Source organism: Modestobacter muralis (genome assembly GCF_010682105.1).
Lineage (GTDB): Bacteria > Actinomycetota > Actinomycetes > Mycobacteriales > Geodermatophilaceae > Modestobacter > Modestobacter muralis.
The window spans coordinates 1-15332 of the sequence record NZ_JAAGWH010000016.1 but is presented as its reverse complement, the minus strand read 5'-3'; the positions used below and the strand labels follow the sequence as shown (position 1 = coordinate 15332).

The 15332-nt window shown below is 74.8% G+C and carries 18 protein-coding genes; 14 read left to right on the top strand and 4 right to left on the bottom strand.

Features of this window, described 5'->3' with window-relative positions; translation table 11 throughout:
• Nucleotides 1–98 precede the first annotated feature (98 nt).
• From GCU67_RS08060 to GCU67_RS08030, 7 genes are read left to right on the top strand one after another with little or no spacing between them, the layout of a single operon-like run.
• Nucleotides 99–494: a TadE/TadG family type IV pilus assembly protein gene (locus GCU67_RS08060; RefSeq protein ID WP_163610590.1), complete on the top strand. Its 396-nt coding sequence runs from the start codon at nucleotides 99–101 to the stop codon at nucleotides 492–494.
• On the top strand, nucleotides 482–1447 hold the full coding sequence (locus GCU67_RS08055) for a pilus assembly protein TadG-related protein (RefSeq protein WP_338104868.1): 966 nt from the start codon (nucleotides 482–484) through the stop codon (nucleotides 1445–1447). The genes GCU67_RS08060 and GCU67_RS08055 overlap by 13 nt, the downstream gene beginning before the upstream one ends.
• A gap of 11 nt (nucleotides 1448–1458) precedes the next feature.
• Nucleotides 1459–2202 (top strand): RcpC/CpaB family pilus assembly protein, encoded by a 744-nt coding sequence (gene cpaB, locus GCU67_RS08050; RefSeq protein WP_163610589.1) that lies wholly within the window; start codon nucleotides 1459–1461, stop codon nucleotides 2200–2202.
• The gene (locus tag GCU67_RS08045) at nucleotides 2199–3389 is read left to right on the top strand and encodes a CpaE/TadZ family protein (protein ID WP_163610588.1); all 1191 of its coding nucleotides are present in this window, start codon (nucleotides 2199–2201) and stop codon (nucleotides 3387–3389) included. Before cpaB ends, GCU67_RS08045 begins: the two co-directional genes overlap by 4 nt.
• Nucleotides 3389–4795 carry a TadA family conjugal transfer-associated ATPase gene (locus GCU67_RS08040; protein ID WP_163610587.1) on the top strand — a complete coding sequence of 469 codons (1407 nt, stop codon included), beginning with the start codon at nucleotides 3389–3391 and terminating at the stop codon, nucleotides 4793–4795. The genes GCU67_RS08045 and GCU67_RS08040 overlap by 1 nt, the downstream gene beginning before the upstream one ends.
• Entirely contained in the window at nucleotides 4795–5733 is a 939-nt protein-coding gene (locus GCU67_RS08035; RefSeq protein ID WP_163610586.1) for a type II secretion system F family protein, read from the top strand. Before GCU67_RS08040 ends, GCU67_RS08035 begins: the two co-directional genes overlap by 1 nt.
• Nucleotides 5733–6623, top strand: a complete 891-nt coding sequence (locus GCU67_RS08030) for a type II secretion system F family protein (protein ID WP_163610585.1) — start codon at nucleotides 5733–5735, stop codon at nucleotides 6621–6623. Before GCU67_RS08035 ends, GCU67_RS08030 begins: the two co-directional genes overlap by 1 nt.
• 36 nt (nucleotides 6624–6659) lie before the next feature.
• Here the strand turns inward: GCU67_RS08030 and GCU67_RS08025 are convergent, their stop codons facing one another.
• Nucleotides 6660–6995, bottom strand: a complete 336-nt coding sequence (locus GCU67_RS08025; protein ID WP_163610584.1) for a DUF8129 domain-containing protein — start codon at nucleotides 6993–6995, stop codon at nucleotides 6660–6662.
• A 207-nt stretch (nucleotides 6996–7202) separates the two neighbouring features.
• Here GCU67_RS08025 and GCU67_RS08020 point away from each other — a divergent pair, with 207 nt between their 5' ends.
• The 3 genes from GCU67_RS08020 (at nucleotide 7203) to GCU67_RS08010 (ending at nucleotide 9083) form a co-directional block, all read left to right on the top strand.
• Nucleotides 7203–8330 carry a baeRF2 domain-containing protein gene (locus GCU67_RS08020; RefSeq protein WP_163610583.1) on the top strand — a complete coding sequence of 376 codons (1128 nt, stop codon included), beginning with the start codon at nucleotides 7203–7205 and terminating at the stop codon, nucleotides 8328–8330.
• Nucleotides 8331–8388: 58 nt separating this feature from the next.
• Nucleotides 8389–8646, top strand: a complete 258-nt coding sequence (locus GCU67_RS08015; protein ID WP_163610582.1) for a DUF2795 domain-containing protein — start codon at nucleotides 8389–8391, stop codon at nucleotides 8644–8646.
• A 206-nt stretch (nucleotides 8647–8852) separates the two neighbouring features.
• Entirely contained in the window at nucleotides 8853–9083 is a 231-nt protein-coding gene (locus GCU67_RS08010) for a hypothetical protein (RefSeq protein WP_163610581.1), read from the top strand.
• Between the two features lie 10 nt (nucleotides 9084–9093).
• On the opposite strand, the gene GCU67_RS08005 is transcribed toward GCU67_RS08010, so the two are convergent.
• Complete coding sequence (locus GCU67_RS08005) at nucleotides 9094–10113, bottom strand: substrate-binding domain-containing protein (protein ID WP_163610580.1); 1020 nt, start codon at nucleotides 10111–10113, stop codon at nucleotides 9094–9096.
• Between the two features lie 253 nt (nucleotides 10114–10366).
• Here GCU67_RS08005 and GCU67_RS21290 point away from each other — a divergent pair, with 253 nt between their 5' ends.
• The 3 genes from GCU67_RS21290 (at nucleotide 10367) to GCU67_RS07990 (ending at nucleotide 12406) form a co-directional block, all read left to right on the top strand.
• Entirely contained in the window at nucleotides 10367–10897 is a 531-nt protein-coding gene (locus tag GCU67_RS21290; protein ID WP_211661008.1) for a polysaccharide deacetylase family protein, read from the top strand.
• A gap of 267 nt (nucleotides 10898–11164) precedes the next feature.
• Nucleotides 11165–11596 carry a ChaB family protein gene (locus tag GCU67_RS07995; RefSeq protein WP_163610579.1) on the top strand — a complete coding sequence of 144 codons (432 nt, stop codon included), beginning with the start codon at nucleotides 11165–11167 and terminating at the stop codon, nucleotides 11594–11596.
• An 18-nt stretch (nucleotides 11597–11614) separates the two neighbouring features.
• Nucleotides 11615–12406, top strand: coding sequence for an ion channel (locus GCU67_RS07990; protein WP_163610578.1), 792 nt, complete (start codon nucleotides 11615–11617; stop codon nucleotides 12404–12406).
• Here the strand turns inward: GCU67_RS07990 and GCU67_RS07985 are convergent.
• Complete coding sequence (locus tag GCU67_RS07985; protein ID WP_163610577.1) at nucleotides 12390–13727, bottom strand: M24 family metallopeptidase; 1338 nt, start codon at nucleotides 13725–13727, stop codon at nucleotides 12390–12392. The genes GCU67_RS07990 and GCU67_RS07985 overlap by 17 nt on opposite strands.
• Before the next feature lie 46 nt (nucleotides 13728–13773).
• Nucleotides 13774–14946 carry a GGDEF domain-containing protein gene (locus tag GCU67_RS07980; RefSeq protein WP_163610576.1) on the bottom strand — a complete coding sequence of 391 codons (1173 nt, stop codon included), beginning with the start codon at nucleotides 14944–14946 and terminating at the stop codon, nucleotides 13774–13776.
• A 140-nt stretch (nucleotides 14947–15086) separates the two neighbouring features.
• Between GCU67_RS07980 and GCU67_RS07975 the strand changes: the two genes are divergently transcribed.
• Nucleotides 15087–15269 carry a hypothetical protein gene (locus GCU67_RS07975; RefSeq protein WP_163610575.1) on the top strand — a complete coding sequence of 61 codons (183 nt, stop codon included), beginning with the start codon at nucleotides 15087–15089 and terminating at the stop codon, nucleotides 15267–15269.
• Nucleotides 15270–15332 lie beyond the last annotated feature (63 nt).

Sequence of the window (15332 nt, the reverse complement as noted above, 5' to 3'; positions counted from 1 at the left end):
CGCGCGGCGGTCCTCTCCGGAGGACCGCCGCGCCGCTGCGCATCCAGGCACCGCTGCTCGCATCCAGGCACCACTGCACATCCAGGGAGGTGAACGGCATGGCACGACGACGACTCCGCGACGAGCGGGGCGCGAGCGCGGTCGAGTTCGCCCTCATCGTGCCGCTGCTGGTCCTGCTCGTGCTCGGCATCGTCGAGTTCAGCCACGCCTTCCAGGTGCAGGGCACCCTGTCGGCCGCCGCCCGCGAGGGGGTGCGGGTCATGGCCCTGCAGAACGACCCGGCGGCGGCCCGCGCGACCGTGCGCAACGCCACCGACTCGCTCAGCCCCTCGCTCACCAACGCGCAGATCGCCGTCGCCCCGGCCGCCTGCCCGGTGACCGGGAGCCCCACGAACGTCCGGGTGACGATCACCTACCGGATGCCCTACCTCACCGGCTTCTTCGGGTCCGGTCTCCAGCTGCGCGGGACGGGGGTCATGCGGTGCAACGGCTGACCCGTCGGCTGGCCCGCCGACTGCGCTCCCGGCTCGCCGGGGAGCGCGGCGCTGCGGCCGTCGTCCTGTCCCTGCTCATGGTGCCGATGCTCGGCTTCGCCGCCGTGGCCGTGGACGTCGGCGCGCTGTACGCCGAGCGCGCCCGGCTGCAGGTCGCCGCCGACGCCGCCGCCCTCGCGGTGGCCCAGGACTGTGCGCGCGGTGCCTGCGGGGACATGACGGCGACCGCGCGGGCCATGGTCGCCGCCAACGACGACGACGCTGCCGCTGCACCGCCGGTCCTGCGCAGCGCCCCGATGAGCGTCACGGTGACTGGCCGCACCCCGGTGCAGCACTGGTTCGCACCGGTGCTGGGCCAGGACTCCACGGCGGTGTCCGCCTCGGCCACCGTGGCCTGGGGCGCCCCGGGATCAGGGACGGCGGTCCTGCCGCTCACCTTCTCCGTCTGCGCCTTCACCCAGCAGGTGGGTGGGCTGTCGAGCACGACGCCCACCACCATCCGGTTCACCAAGACCGACGGGACCGGGTGCACCGGCCCGTCCGGCAACGCCGTCCCCGGCGGCTTCGCCTACCTCGACACCGACCCGGGCAGGTGCCAGGCCACGTCGGCGCGCACCCAGCGCTTCACCTCCTCCACCGGCAACTCGGTCCCGTCGGTGTGCACCAGCGCCGACTTCTCCGCCCAGCTCGGCCGGGTCGTGCTCCTCCCGCTGTACGACCAGGTCGGCGCCACCGGCAGCAACGCCTGGTACCGCGTGCACGGCTACGCGGCGTTCAAGCTGACCGGCTACCACCTCGGCAGCAGCCAGTTCCGCACCAGCCCCGCGCCGTGCTCGGGCAACGACCGCTGCGTCGCCGGCTACTTCGTGCGCTACGTCGACCTCTCTGAGCGCTTCACGTACACCCCCGACGGCCCCGCCCTCGGGGCCTCCGTCCTCCGACTGATCCGATAGGAGCGCCGACCGTGAGACGTCGTCTTCTCGCCGCCGCAGCGGCGCTCGTCCTCGCCCTGGTGGGCACCGTGGTCCTGGTGGGCTACGCCCGCGGGGCGGACCAGCGGGCCATGGCCGGCATGACCACCGTCCGGGTCCTCGTGGTCGCCGGGCCCGTCGCCGCCGGCACACCGGCGGAGGAGCTGGCCCCGCTGGTCCGCACCGACGTGCTGCCCTCCGTCGCGGTCGTGCCCGGCCGGGTCACCGACCTGGCCGACCTGGCCGGTCAGGTCGCCACCACCGACCTCCAGCCCGGGGAGCAGTTGCTGGCCGGGCGCTTCGCCGCGCCGAAGAGCCTGCAGGCACCCGGGACGGTCCCCGTACCCGCCGGCTACGCGGAGGTCAGCGTGCTGCTGGAGCCTCAGCGGGCGGTCGGTGGGCGGCTCGTGGCCGGGGACGAGGTGGGCGTCCTCATCTCGTTCGACACGCCGACGACACGCGCCACCGTGAACAGGGTGCTGGTCACCCAGGTCCAGGGAGCTCCGGCGCCGGCCGAGAGCGCGGCCGTGGCCGACACCGAGACCGCCTCCGCCGGCAGCCCCGCGCCCAGCGCGAGCTTGATGGTCACCCTGGCGCTCCCTGTGCGGGAGGCCGAGCAGGTCGTCTTCGGCGCCGAGCACGGCACCCTCTGGCTCGCGCTCGAGCCAGCGGACGCCGACCTACGAGGAACCGAGGTCATCACCCCGGCCAACGTCTACCGAGAGGACCTCTCATGAGTCGAGTCGTGCTCGCCGCCGCAGGGGCGGAGCTCGCCCAGCGGGTGGGCGCCGCCGTCGACGGGGACCTGCAGGTGCTCCCCGCGGGCCGGCTCCCCGGCGACCCGGCCCGCCTGTTCGAGCAGCTCGTGGACGGCGAGCTGCCCGAGGTCCTCGTCATCGGGCCCGACGCCCCGGCCGACCAGGTGCTGCTCCTCGCCGCGCGGCTGGACGTGCAGTGCCCCGGCATCAGCGTGCTGCTCATCGCCCGGCCCGACCCCGCGCTGCTGCAGGCGGCGATGCGCGCCGGCATCCGTGACCTGCTCGACCCCGCCGCGGACCCCGCCGAGATCGGGGCGTCGATCGAGCGCGCCGCCCGGGCGGCGGCGGGCCGCCGCCGGGTCCTGCGCCCGGTCGAGGACTCCGCCCGCTACACCGGCCGGGTCATCACCGTCGCCTCGCCCAAGGGCGGGGTGGGCAAGACGACGATCGCGACCAACCTGGCCATCGGGCTGACCTCCTCGGCCCCGCAGTCGACGGTGCTCGTGGACCTCGACGTCCAGTTCGGCGACGTCGCCTCCGCACTCGGTCTCGTCCCCGAGTACAGCCTCCCCGACGCCGTCCAGGGGCCGGCCGGCCAGGACACCATGGTGCTCAAGACCTTCCTGACCCAGCACCCCAGCGGTCTGTACGCCGTCTGCGGTTCGGAGTCACCGGCCGCCGGGGACACCGTCACCGCCGCCGACGTCAGCCGGTTGCTGGCCCAGCTCGCGCGGGAGTTCCGCTACGTCGTCGTCGACACCGCACCGGGCTTGTCCGAGCAGACGCTGGCCGCCCTCGACCGGTCCAGCGACGTCGTGATGCTCAGCAGCATGGACGTCCCCGGCGTCCGCGGGCTGCGCAAGGAGCTGGACGTGCTCCGCGAGCTGTGCATGATCCCCGCCGGGCGGCACGTGGTCATGAACTTCGCCGACCCGAAGGGCGGGCTGTCGGTGCGCGACGTCGAGACCACGATCGGCACCGGGGTGGACGTCGTCCTGCCGCGCTCGTCGGCCGTGCCGGCCTCGACGAACCAGGGTGTGCCGCTGCTGGAGAGCGGGCGCCGGGACCCGATGACCAAGGAGCTGCGCCGGCTGGTGTCCCGCTTCGCGGCGACCCCGCTGGTCAGCCCCAAGGGCCAGCGGGCCAAGCACCGGGCGGCGTCCTGATGAACCTCGCGCACCGGCTCGAGGTGGCTCGGGGCCTGCCCCCGCTGACCCCCGTGAGCACCCCGGGCCCGACCGCCCCTGCACCGGCCGGCCCTGTCGCACCGCCGCCGAACGACGCCCTGACCCGGCTGAAGGACCGCGTCGGCAAGGCGCTGTTCGAGCGCATGGGCAGCCGGATGAACGACCCGAGCCTGAGCGAGGAGGCGCTGCGGGCGATCGTGCTGGGCGAGCTCGACGAGGTGGTCGAGGCCGAGAAGGTGCCGCTGAGCACCGAGGAGCGGCAGCGGCTCACCGCCGAGCTGGCCGACGACGTGCTCGGGTTCGGCCCCCTGCAGCGGCTGCTCGACGACCCGACGGTCACCGAGATCATGGCCAACGGCCCGGACTCCATCTACGTGGAGCAGAACGGCAAGCTGACCCGGACGAACTCCCGGTTCACCTCCGAGGAGCACCTGCGCCGGGTCATCGACCGGATCGTCTCCCGGGTCGGCCGCCGCATCGACGAGTCCTCGCCGCTGGTCGACGCCCGGCTGGCCGACGGGTCCCGCGTCAACGCGATCATCCCGCCGCTGGCGTTCAGCGGCTCCACGCTGACCATCCGCAAGTTCGCCAAGGACCCGTTCGGCGTAGACGACCTGATCGGCTTCGGGACGCTGTCGCCGGAGATGGCCGAGCTGCTGCACGCCTGCGTCGAGGCCCGGCTCAACGTCATCGTCTCCGGCGGTACGGGCACCGGGAAGACCACGCTGCTCAACGTGCTCTCCTCCTTCATCCCCGACGGCGAGCGCATCGTCACCATCGAGGACGCCGTCGAGCTCCAGCTCCAGCAGGACCACGTCGTCCGGCTGGAGTCCCGGCCCCCGAACATCGAGGGCAAGGGCGCGGTGACCATCCGCGACCTGGTGCGCAACTCGCTGCGCATGCGGCCGGACCGCATCGTCGTGGGGGAGTGCCGTGGCGGGGAGAGCCTGGACATGCTCCAGGCGATGAACACCGGTCACGACGGCTCGCTGTCCACGGTGCACGCCAACTCCCCGCGGGACGCGATCGCCCGGCTGGAGACGCTGGTCCTGATGGCCGGCATGGACCTGCCGCTGCGCGCCATCCGCGAGCAGATCGCCTCCGCCGTCGACCTCATCGTCCAGCTGAGCCGGTTGCGGGACGGGACCCGCCGGGTCACCGCCGTCACCGAGGTCCAGGGGATGGAGGGAGAGACGGTCACCCTGCAGGACGCCTTCCTCTTCGACTTCGCCGCCGGCGTGGACGCGTCGGGCCGGTTCCTGGGCCGGCCGGTCCCGACCGGGGTCCGCCCGCGGTTCACCGACCGGTTCACCGAGCTGGGCATCACGCTGTCGCCGCGGGTGTTCGGCGCCGTCGAGGACCCGCGGGCCCGGAGCTGGTCCTGATGTCGCCGCTGCTGGTCCTCGGCCTGGCCGCCGCGACGGCTGCGCTGCTGCTGCTCGCCCTCGCGGTGCTCCCCGCCGGTCCCGGGCGTGTGCCGCTGAGCCGGCTCGACCCCTCGGTCGGCCCCCCGACGTCCGCGCTGGCCGGCCCCGCCGCGGCCGCCGGCGCTGCGGTCGACCGGCTGCTGACCCGGCGCGGCAAGGTCGCCGCTGGCACCGCCGCGCTCGAACGGGCCGGGATGACGACCTCGCTGTCGGACTTCGTGCTGGTCACCGGGCTCGCCACGCTGGGCCTCGTCGCACTCGGGTCGCTGCTCGGCGGGCTGGTGCCGGCGGTGCTGCTCGGTCTCGGCGCCCCGGTCGGCGCGAAGGTGCTCCTCCGGGTCCGCGGCCGCCGGCGCCAGGCGGCCTTCGCCGACCAGCTCGACGACTCGCTGCAGCTGATGGCCAGCAGCCTGCGCGCCGGGCACAGCCTGCTGCGCGCGCTGGACTCGGTGTCGCACGAGGCGGCGTCCCCGACGGCCGAGGAGTTCGCCCGGATCGTCAACGAGACCCGCGTGGGGCGCGACCTCTCCGACGCCCTGGAGGAGGTGGCGGCACGGATGGCCAGCGACGACTTCACCTGGGTGGCCCAGGCCATCGCCATCCACCGGGAGGTCGGCGGGAACCTCGCCGAGGTGCTCGACACGGTCGGGCACACCATCCGCGAGCGCAACGCGATCCGCCGGCAGGTGCAGGCGCTCTCGGCGGAGGGGAAGCTGTCGGCGGTCGTGCTGATGGCGCTGCCGTTCGGGGTCATCGGCTTCATCTCGCTGACCAACCCCGACTACCTGGCGGGCTTCGGCGACAGCCTGGCCGGCTGGGCGATGCTGGCGGTGGCCGCGGTGATGATGACCGTCGGCGGCCTGTGGCTGCGCAAGACCGTGGCGATCACGTTCTGATGACCAGCCTCCCCCTGCCCGTGCTGGCCGCGGCCGTGGCGTCGGCCTCCGCCCTGCCGGTGCTGGGCTGGGCGCTGGTCGCCCGGCCGTCCGGCGCAGCCGTCCGGACCCACCGGAACCTGACCCGCGACCTGGACCTCGCGGTGTCCGTCACCCCCCGGCCGTCCGGTGCCGGCAGCGCCCTCGTCCGGGCGCTCACCCCCGCCGGGACGGTCGCCCGGCTCAACCGGCTGGCCGGCACCGCCGGCCGCCCGGCGGCCTGGCCCGTGCCGCGGCTGGTGGTCGCCAAGCTCGTGCTCCCCGCGATCGCCGGCGGGCTGGGGCTGCTCGTGGCGACCGCCCGCCCGAGCCTGCTGACCTGGCTGATGGTCGTCGCGGTCACCGCCGTGGCCCACGTGGTCCCCGAGCTGCTGCTGTACAGCCGGGGCCAGGAGCGCAGGCAGGCGATCAACGCCGAACTGGCCGACACGCTCGACCAGATGACGATCGCCGTGGAGGCCGGCCTGGGCTTCGAGTCGGCGATGGCGCGGGCAGCCAGGAACGGGAAGGGGCCGCTGGCCGAGGAGCTCCAGCGCACGCTGCAGGACATCGCCGTCGGCCAGCCCCGCCGGGACGCCTACCTGGCGCTGGCCGGACGGACCGGCGCCCCGGACCTGGCCCGCTTCATCCGCGCCGTCGTCCAGGCCGACGCCTACGGGGTCTCGATCGCCGACGTGCTGCGCACCCAGGCGCAGGAGATGCGGCTCAAGCGCCGTCAGCGTGCGGAGGAGAAGGCGATGCAGATCCCGGTGAAGGTGATCTTCCCGCTGATCCTGTGCATCCTGCCCACGCTCTTCATCGTCCTCCTCGGCCCCGCCGTGCTCGGGATCGTGGCTGCCTTCAGCGACTGAGCCGGCCGCCGTGCGGCGGCCGGCCCGGTCACCGGCTCAGCGCGGCTGGGCGGGGTTGGTCGGGTCGCCGTGCGAGGGCGGGTTGACCGGCGGACCGGACGTCGCCTCGGAAACCCCGGAGCCACCCGCCGGCGCGGGGGCGTGCTCGGGCTGCGCGGCGGCCGGGTCGCCACCGGAGGGCTGCGAGCCGGCCCGCAGGTCGGCCAGCCGGTGGTTCATCGCCGAGATGACCTGCACCCGGTTGGCGTGCGCCTGCTCGTAGGTCAGCAGGGTCTGCAGACCGTCGGCGTCCAGGGTGCGGATGCGGGAGGTGAGGCTCCCGACGGGCAGGTGGTCGTAGTCGGGCAACGGGAGCGTGTGGTGCTCGGGCATCCGGGCTCCTTCGGGGTCGCGGCGGACGTGTCGGCCCCCCGCCCGGTCCGCCTGGGTGTGCACGACGGGAGGCAGGGGCCCACCCGCTACCCGGACCGGCGTGCTGGCACACGGGGTGTGAGGACAGGGGTGGTGGGTAGGCCGTCCGGAGCACCGTCGGGGCCCAGCAACCGGCCCCGCCGAACGACCCGAGGAGCTCCCCGTCCCATGGACGTGACCTTCCTGGACGCCGTCTTCAGCGCACCCGGCCCCTACGCCACGGTCTGCGCCGACGTCACCCACAACACCGAGACCGCCGACACCGAGCTCGAGCTCAAGGTCCGTGCGATCACCGAGGAGCTCGCCACCCAGGGCGCGCCCGGGCCGGTGGTCGACGCCGTGCGCAGCCAGCTCCTGCAGGCCAACGACGGTGGTCAGATCGCCACCCTGCGGGGCCGTGCCCTCATCGTGGCCGCCGACGGCTCGGTGGTCCTCGACGAGGCCCTGGCCGACTCCCCGCGCGACCCGGTCGCCACCTGGTCGCCCGACCCCGCGCTGCTGCCGGTGCTGCGCCAGCTCGCCGGCCGCGTCCCGCACGTGATCGTCATCGCCGACCGCGTGGGTGCCGACGTCCTGGTGGCCAGCGGCACCGGGCAGCACGTGGAGACCGAGCAGGTCGACGGCGACACCTTCCACATGCGCAAGGTCCAGGTCGGTGGGTGGGCGCACAACACCTACATGCACACCGCGGAGAACCAGTGGGAGGAGAACGCCGGCAAGGTGGCCGCCGCCGTGCACGACGTCGTCACCCGCGACCACTCCCGCTTCGTCCTGCTCGCCGGTGACGTCCGCGCCCGCCAGCTGATCGCCGGCAAGGCCAGCCAGGAGGTGTCGGCGGTCCTGGTCAGCATGGACGGGGGCGGCCGTGCCGCCGGCGCCGACCGCGAGGTCATCACCGGGCGGGCCACCGAGCTCGTCGCGGAGAACGAGGCCGCCGAGGCCACCCGTGTCCTGGAGCAGATCGAGGCGGCCTCCGCGCACGGCCTCGCCGTCACCGGCACCGCGCTGGTCGTCGAGGCGCTCCGCAAGGCCCAGGTCGAGACCCTCGTGCTGGCCGACCGGGTCGACGACGGGCAGCTCCACGCCGGCCCCGGACCGCTGGAGCTGGGCGTCTCCGCCGAGGACGTCGCCGCCCTCGGCGTCACCGACGCCCACCACGTGCCCGCCGAGCTCGGGATGCTGCGGGCCGCGGTCGGCAGCAGCGCCGCGGTCGTCGTCGTCCCGCGGTCGGCCATGCCCGGTGACATCCCGGTGGCCGCCGTCCTGCGCTACACGGACGACTCCACCCCCAGCTGACCCCCACCACAGACCCCTCGGCCGCGCCGCGGCCGGACGATGAGAACGGAGCACCACCATGACCGACCCCCACCAGGCCGCCACCTCTCCCGGCACCACCCCGGCCGACGTCGAGCACCGGGCCGCCATCGCCGAGGCACTGGGCAAGGAGGTGTGGCCGGCCGACAAGGACGCCCTGGTCGCCAAGGCGCAGGAGTCCCACGCCTCCGACCGCGTGCTGGCCGACCTGAACCGGCTGCCGGCGCACTCGCAGTTCACCAACGTGCAGGAGGTCGCCGAGGCCCTCGGCATCAGCACGGAGTCGCACCGCTTCTAGAAGGACCCCCCTTCCCCCCACCCCTCGCAAGCTCGGGGCGGGGCCCTGAAGGGGGGCCTGACCCTCGCCCCCACCACGAGCAAGCTCGCGGCGGGACCCTGCGAGGGGGCCGTTCCAGCGCCTCACGTGCCCGCAGCAGCGCCCCATCGAGGGGCGTTGCTGCGGGAGCCGGTGTCGGGGCGGGGGAGGTGGGTAGGGGAGTCGGCATGCCCGACATGAAGGAACCGTCGCCCGAGGCGCACGCCAACGTCACCCAGCACAACATCGAGACCCGGGCCGAGCTCTACCCGGAGGAGCGGTCGGTCGGTGGCAGCGTCGACCCGGAGAAGCAGGCCGAGCTGATCCTCGCCGAGTCCGAGGAGCGCACGATCCACCCCGACGCCGACGACGCCAACGGGGGCCACCGGCAGTCCGCGGAGACCGCCGACCTGCCCTGAGCCGGGTCGCTCAGCGCGAGGGCGGGGCCGTGCTCTCCCGGACCACGAGCCGGGTGGCCAGCTCCAGGCGCGGCACGTCCAGCGCCTCGCCGCGCACCAGCCGCAGCACCGTGCGGGCGCCCAGCGCCCCCATCTCCGACAGCGGCTGGTGCACCGTAGTCAGCGGCGGCGACGACCACTCCGCACCCGGCAGGTCGTCGAAGCCGACCACGCTGAGCTCCTCGGGCACGCGCAGCCCGCGGCGCCGCGCCGCCTCGTAGACGCCGAAGGCCATCTGGTCGTTGGCCGCGACGATCGCCGTCGGGCGGTCCTCCAGCGCCAGCATCGTGGTGGCCGCCTGGAAGCCGGACTCGTGGCTGAAGTCGCCGACGACGACCAGCTCCGGGTCCAGCGTCAGGCCCGCGGACTCCAGCGCCGCGCGGTGGCCGTCGAGCCGGGGCCGGCTGCACAGCAGGGTCGGCGTCCCGGCGACGACGCCGATCCGGCGGTGGCCCAGGCCGATGAGGTGCTCGGTCGCGCTGAGGCCGCCGGACCAGTTGGTGGCGCCGATGGTCGGGACGTCGAGGGCCGGCACCCCGGCGGGGTCGATCATCACCGCGGGCACGTGCAGCCGCTGCAGCTCCGCGCCCAGCGCGGGGTCCAGCTGGCTGCTGACCAGGATGGCGCCGTCACTGGCCCGGCCGGCCAGGTTGTCCAGCCACGAGCGGGTGTCACTGGCGCGGCGGTGGATGGCGGTGACCACCGTGCCGACGCCCTCGGCGTGCGCGGCGCCCTCGACGCCCCGGATGATCTCCACCGCCCAGGGGCTGTCCAGGTCGTTGAAGACCAGGTCGATCAGCCGGGCCGACGTGGTGGGTCGCCCGCCCCGGCGGCGGTAGCCGTGGTGGCGCAGCAGCTGCTCCACCCGCTCGCGGGTGTGCGGGGCGACGTCGGACCGGCCGTTGAGGACGCGCGAGACCGTCGGCACCGAGACACCCGCCTCCGCGGCGATCGCCGCGATGGTCACGTTCTGCGTTCGGGTCTCGGTCACTGTTCCTCCTGGTCCGGTCCCCAACCCTACGGGCCGGGGTGGTCCGGGGGAGCCGGTCGTGCCGTCCTGCTCACCCCGCTGGGTGTCGGCTCGACGTCCGTTGTGTCCGCTTCACATGTTGCGGGTCACGTTCCGGAAGTTCTTGGCGCGTGGCCGGCTGTGCTCGGCCGGCTCGACAGGTTCCCGGGTGCTCGGTCAGAGGCCCCGGTCAACCGGCGCCCGCACGCGGGCGCCCACCCTCCTGAGGTCGACGATGACCACTCCCCGCGCACGCATCCGCCGCCGGGTCGCCCCCGTCGCGGTCGGCGTCCTCGCCGTCCTGCTGGCCGCCGGCCCCGCCCATGCCGGCAACGGCGGGGTGGGTCCCGGCACCGTCGACGACCAGGTCGTCACCACGACCCAGCAGCAGGGCCGGGTCGTGGCCCTCACCTTCGACGACGGCCCGGACCCGGTGAAGACCCCGGCGCTGCTCGACGTCCTGCGCGAGCACCACGTGGAGGCGACCTTCTGCCTGTGGGCAGACCACGTCCGCCAGTACCCGGACCTGGTGCGCCGGATCGCCGCCGAGGGCCACACCCTGTGCAACCACACGATGACCCACGCCGACCTGTCGACGTGGACGCCGGAGCAGGTCCGGGCCGACCCGCAGGCCACCAGCGACCTCATCCACTCGATCGTGCCGAAGGAGCAGATCCCGTACTTCCGGGCGCCCTACGGTGCCTGGAGGCAGGGCGCCGCGGTCGCCGCCGAGCTGGGCATGCAGCCGCTGGGCTGGCCTGGGTGACCGAGGACTGGGCCGACCAGGACCCCGACGTGCTGTCCGAGCGCACCCGGGCGCGGATCACCCCGGAGTCGGTGGCCCTGATGCACGACGGGGGTGGTGACCGCCTGGGCACCGTCGAGGCCGTCGACCGGATGATCCCCGAACTGCGCGCGCAGGGCTGGCGCCTCGGCCAGCCGCCGAGCGCGGCTGACCGCGCACCCCGCAGCCGCAGGGGAGTGACCCCTCCGGCTGCGGGGTATCCCGGGTGCCGACCCGAGAGGAGCCGTCGTGCCGAAGACGACGAAGGACGGAGACGCGGTGCCCGAGGAGCTGCCGAGCACCCTGCAGCGTTCTGACGCCTTGGCTCAGCGCACGTTCGCCAAGGCGCACGACTCGGCGCTGGAGTCCTACGGCGACGAGCAGCGGGCCGCCCGGGTCGCCTGGGGCGCGGTCAAGCACACCCACGAGAAGGTGGGCGACCACTGGCAGCCCAAGCCCGACGGCGCCCGGGGGCCCAGTGACGAGCAGTCGGCGAAGGGCGGTGCCGACACCTCCTACGACACCAAGGGCGGGGTGGACGCCAACGCCTCCAAGGCCCACCTCTACGACCTGGCCAAGGACGCCGGCATCGATGGCCGGTCGACCATGAGCAAGGACGAGCTGGCCGACGCGCTGCAGGCGGCGAACGACAGGGCCACCGCCGAGGCCCGCCGCCCGTAGGCCCGCGACACTGACGGGGTGACCAAGGACGACCTGCGCCGCCGCTACGAAGAGGCCAGCCAGTGGCCGCTGATCGGGCTGGCGGTCCTCTTCGTGGCCGCCTACGCCTGGGGCGTGCTGCGACCGGACCTGCCCGGCTGGCTGCTCACGACGCTGCACGTGGTCACGGTCATCGCCTGGCCGGTGTTCCTCGCCGACTACGTGTTCCGGCTGGCGTTGGCCGAGCACCGCTGGCAGTTCGTCCGCCGCAACTGGATCGACGGGCTCGCCGTCGTCCTCCCACTGCTGCGGCCCCTGCGCATCCTCAGCCTGGTCCGGGTCGCCCGGGTGATCGACCGGCGGCTGACGACCTCGCTGCACGGCCGGGTCGCCGCCTACGTCACCCTCACCGCGTCGCTGGTCGTCTTCATGGCCTCCCTCGCCGAGCTGGACGCCGAACGGGGCGACCCGGACGCGACGATCACCACCTTCGGCGACGCGCTGTGGTGGGCGTTCACGACCATCACCACCGTCGGCTACGGGGACCGGTACCCGGTCACCGCGGAGGGGCGGCTGGTCGCCGGGATGCTGATGGTCGCCGGGATCGCCCTGCTCGGGACCGTCACCGCAGCCGTCGCCTCCTGGTTCGTCGGCCGGGTGGCCGATGCCGCGAGGACCGAGGACATGGCCGCCCGGGCGGAGGACGACGCCGCCGACGCCGCGGCCGACGAGGCGCTGCGGGCCGAGCTGCGCACGCTGACCGAGGAGGTCCGCCGGCTGCGGGCCGAGCTGGCAGGGGAGGGCCGGGCCGGGCTCAGCGACCGGGGATGACGATCAGCTCGGTCTGCCGGCGGTCGAGGTAACCCACGCCGTCGGCGGTGAGCGCGATGCCCTGCTCCAGGCCCATCCGCACCAGCTGGCCGCCCCACTCCGGCACCGGCACCCGCACGCACAGCTCCAGGGCCCAGACGGTGTCCGGGTGCACCGGCACCGAGCCGGCACCGGGGACGCCGTCCTGGGCGTCCCACATGCCGATCGCGGGGCCCGCGCCGTGGCCGTGCACGCCGACGGGGTGGGAGTAGACGTCGCCGTCGATGCCGGCCTCGGCCGCGGCGGCCCGGGCGGCGGCGAGCACCTCGTCGCCGGTGCGCCCCGGCCGCAGCACCCCGGTGGTGAGGTCCTGCATCCGGTTGCCGACGGCGTGGGCGGCGACCAGCCCGGCGGGCGGCGCGGTCTCCCCGGGCGCCAGCACGTAGGCGTTGCGCTGGGTGTCGGTCATGAGCCCCAGGCTGGACAGGCCGACGTCGCAGTGGACCAGGTCGCCGGGGCAGATGACGGCGTCGTAGGGCACCCCCGGCAGGGCCGTGCCCTGGGCGTCGACCAGCGGGCTGCCCGCCCGCTGCAGGTCGACGGTCGGCTGGAACCACGGGTCGACCCCGAGGTCGGCGAAGCGCTGCCGGATCCACCAGGCGACGTCCAGCGCGGTGGTCTGCCCGACGGTGACGACCGCGGGGGAGAAGGCCTCGTCGATCACCTCGTGCACGAGCCGGTTCATCGCGTGCAGCGCGGCGATCTCCTCCGGCAGCCGGGTCTCCAGCCAGCCGACGGCCAGCGCCTCGGCCGACACCACCCGGTCGGCGTGCGGGCCGAGCGCGGCCATGAGCAGCCCGTGCTCGGTGTGGGAGAGGCCGTCGGCGTGCGCGAAGTCGGCGGAGACGTCGACGCCGATCCGGGCCGGGGAGGCCTGGTCGACGAACCGGCGGACGGCGGCCCACTGCGACTCCGCGGCGGACAGCCCGGGCTGCTCGTCGGCCTCCCACGCGGGCTGGAACTGCCCCACCGGGTAGCGGGAGACGGCGGCCGCGGTCACCCCGTCGTCGCTGCGGTGGAACAGCAGGATCGTCCGCCGCCGGGCCGACAGCCAGGTCGCCGGCAGCAGGGTGGCGAGCACCGGGTCCTCGTTGTACTCCCGGCCGAGCACGACCCACAGGTCGATGCCGGCGTGGTCCATGAGGCCGGGCAGCAGGTCCAGGAGCCGCTGGGTCAGCCAGCGGTCGCGCACGTCGGCCTGCTCGCGCAGCGGGAGCGGCACCGTGCGCGTCGGGTCGGGGCTGACGGCTCCCAGGACGGGGTGGCCGGTGGTCGCGGTCATGCAGGCAGGAAAGCAGAGCGGACGTCGGGGCGCCGGGCGGGCCAGGTCAGGCGGTGCCTCCTGCGGCCGGGTCGGGGCGGCGCCGTCCGCCGTCGGTGGCCCGCGGCAGCGGCAGGACGTCGCCGCCGGCGACCTGCACCTGGTCCCGGCCGCCGTCCTTGGCGGCGTACATGGCCGCGTCGGCGCGGTCGACCAGCCGCCAGAGCGCGTCGACGGGGTCCTCCCCGTCGGCCGGGTGGGCCAGCGCCACCCCGATCGAGGCCGTGACCCGCCAGTCCTGGCCTGCCCCGGTGCCGGCCACCGCCCGGCGCAGCCGCTCGGCCAGCCGCCGCGCCTCATCGGGGTCGGAGACCAGCCCCAGCACGACGAGCTCCTCGCCGCCGGTACGGGCCAGCACGTCCGGGGGCCGCACGCTGGCGGCCAGCGCGCAGGACACCCCGCGCAGCACCTCGTCGCCCACGGCGTGCCCGAAGTCGTCGTTGAGCTGTTTGAAGTGGTCCAGGTCGAGCACCAGCGCGGCGACCCGCTGGCCGTCGCGGCGGGCCTGCCGCCACACGCGGGGGGACTGGTCGACCAGTGACCGGCGGTTGGCCAACCCGGTCAGCGGATCGGTCGAGGACAGCTCCTGGGTCGAGGCCAGCAGCCGCTGCACCCGCCGCCGCAGCACGAAGACCCCGAACGTGACCACGTCGAGCATGCCGGCGCTGGCGAGCACCGGGACCACCAGCGCGCCCAGTGAGGGGTAGCTGTCGCAGAGCACGAACGCGCAGGCGACCAGCACCGCCGTCATGTGCACCGCGAGCCCCCGGGCGCCGAGGAACCAGGCCGCCACGAAGCAGGTGGACAGCAGCATTAGCGGTGGGGCATAGCGCAGCGGGTCGGTGGTCGCCCAGGCCAGCACCACGTAGGAGACGTCGCCGACCAGCACCAGCGCCACCGTCGCCCGCTCGCCCACCCGCTGCCGGACCGCCAGGGCCAGGGCCAGCAGCACACCGACGCAGAGGGTGCCGACGTACACCGGCCGGCTGGCCCCCTCGCGCAGGGCGCCGTCGATGAGCAGGTTGACCGAGCCCAGCGCTGAGCCCGTCACCAGCAGCGCAGCCAGGCACCAGGCGACCAGCCGCCGGTCGTGGCCCCGGCCGGCCGGCGGCACGCCGGCCTCCGGGGCAGGCGACGCCCCGTGCCGGTGCCCCCGTCCGGGCGTGTGCGCCCCTGCCATGGCGTGCAGCATGCCGCAGCAGCCCCGTCCGGGACACCGCCGCGGGCGCGCCGTCTCCGCGGACCAGGACCGGACCTGGGGCGACTCCGTCGCCGCGGTGCGAGGCTGGGGCAGACAGCGCACCCCGAGAGAGGACGACGATGGACACCGGGCCCTGGTACTTCTGCCTCAAGCACCACACCGTCGAGACCCGGGACGGCTGCGCCGAGCGGCACCGCCTCGGCCCCTACGAGACCCGCGCCGAGGCCGAGCACGCCCTGCAGAAGGTCGCCGAGCGGAACGAGCAGGAGGACGCCGCCGACCGCGCCTGGCGGGAGGACTGACCCACCGCGCCCGGCACCGCCCCGCGGGGCATGATCGACCGCAGGGCGCGCCCGGCCGGGGCG